Here is a 2,046-nt window from a genome sequence, read left to right as displayed (position 1 = left end):
CCGACGGTGCGGACGAGCGGCCGGGGCCCACCCCGGTGGGCCGCGCGGCGGGGTCCGAGGACGGACACGAGGAGGTGCGGTGAGCAGCGTGCGGCCGAGGTCGTCCGGGCGGCACACCCGCATCCTGGGTGCGGTGCTGGCCCTCGTAGTGGTCGTGAGCGGCTGCGCGGCCATCCCCACCACCTCGCAGCCGAATCCCGTTCCGCAGGAGGGCGGGGGACAGGCCACCCAGGAGGTCCCGGAACCGGAACAGGGGCTGGACCCGTTGTCGGTGGTCCGTCAGTTCGTCCGGGCGAGCGCACGGCCCGCCAACGACCACGCGGCCGCACGGGCCTACCTCAGCGAGGCCGCGCGCGAGCGGTGGCAGCCGGACGACAGCCTGACCGTGATCCGCAACGAGTTCGGCACCGTGTATCTGGGCGAGGAGGAGTCGCCGGACCCGGAGAATCACCGGGTTGTGTCCCTCCGTGCCTCCGAACTCGGGCGGCTGACCTCGGACAGCGCGTTCGTCTCCGTCAGCGGGGACTTCGAGGCACCGGTGCGGGTCGGTAGGCAGCCGAACGGGGAGTGGCGCATCGTCGACGCGCCCGGAACCGTGCTGATCACGGAGAGCGACTTCTCCGAATCGTACTTCGAGGTGCCGGTCTACTTCTTCTCACCGGATTCGTCGGTCCCCGTGCCGGACCCCCGCTACGTGGTCGCGCGGCCCCGCTCGGGGTTGCCCGCGCGGGTCGTCGACCTGGTGCTCGGCGGCCCCTCGAACGGGCTCGCCGGCGCGGTCGTGAACCCGCTCGGGGAATCGGCGGAACTCGACAGCAACGTGGACACGGCACGCGACGGGGCGCTGGTGGTCCCGCTGACGGGGATCACCGAGGAGAGCGAGAAGCTCCGCGAGCGGATGGCCGTCCAGGTGGTGCGGTCGTTGCAGCACGTGACCACGAGCCGGATCCGGTTGCTCTCCGACGGGGTGGCGCTGGTCCCGGGCACACTCGACTGGCGGCCGGGCGACCTGCCCGCCTACGAGTCGATCACCTCGCCGAGCTCGGAGCTGCCCGGGCTCATGACGACGGAGGCCGGCCGGATCCGCTCCCTCGACACGGGTGCGCCCGTACAGGGGCCGCTCGGCCGTGGTGTCTACGACGTGGAGAGCGCGGCGCAGTCGATCAACGGCCAGCAGCTCGCCGTGGTGGAGGACCTCGGCGATCGTGGCCACCGCCTGCGGGTGGGCGACTACGGCTCGCCGGGGCGGGTCGTCGACCTGTCCGCCGAGCGGTTGACCCGACCGACCTGGCGACCGCCGTCGTCGAACGAGTCCAAGTCGAGCGAGTTGTGGACCGTCCGGGACGGCAAGTCGATCGTGCGTGTCCAGCGTGGCCCGGACGGCTCCTGGGTGCCGCAACCGGTCACCGTCAGCGAACTCCCGGACGAGGGGGCCATCACCGCCTTGCGGTTGTCCCGGGACGGCACCCGGGCCGCGCTCGTGGTGAACGGCACCCTCTGGGTCGCCTCGGTGGTGCGCACGAGCTCGGAGGTCTCGCTCCGGTCACCGCGCGCCCTCAAGAGCGACATCCTCACCTCGGCGGTCGACGTCGACTGGAGTTCGCAGGACACCCTGGTCGTGGCGACCTCGTCCGAGTGGCGGCCGGTCGTACGGGTCTCGGTCGACGGCTTCGAGCACGACACGTTCAACAGCTCGAACCTCGGGCCACCGACCGAGGCCATCACCGCCGCGCCGGGCCGACAGATCGTGGTGGCCGACACCCACGGGTTGTGGACGGCCGGTGAGGTCGGCGCGGTGTGGGTGCCGCACCCGCACAGCAGGCCGGGTGCCGAGCCGTTCTACCCGGGCTGAGGTGTCGGTTCCGCGGGGACTGTCGGTCGTCGGCGGCACCCTGAAGCGGTGACGACTCGTGTGCTGGAGACGGCCCGCGCCCTCGGTCGGACGGGCCTCGACCTGCTGGTGTCCACGTCGTGTGCGGGCTGCGGCGCGCCCGGGACCGCGTGCTGCGCGGAATGCGCGGCGGTGCTGGACCGACCCGGGGGCCC

General features: G+C 72.6%; 1 protein-coding gene. It reads left to right on the top strand.

Annotated elements, in window-relative coordinates; all coding sequences use genetic code 11:
- Positions 1–79 precede the first annotated feature (79 nt).
- Positions 80–1,852, top strand: a complete 1,773-nt coding sequence (locus SACHA_RS0100950) for an LpqB family beta-propeller domain-containing protein (protein WP_019806473.1) — start codon at positions 80–82, stop codon at positions 1,850–1,852.
- Positions 1,853–2,046: the final 194 nt, after the last annotated feature.

This window comes from Saccharomonospora halophila 8 (genome assembly GCF_000383775.1).
In the GTDB taxonomy this organism is placed as follows: domain Bacteria; phylum Actinomycetota; class Actinomycetes; order Mycobacteriales; family Pseudonocardiaceae; genus Saccharomonospora; species Saccharomonospora halophila.
This window is presented reverse-complemented; position numbering and strand designations above follow the sequence as displayed.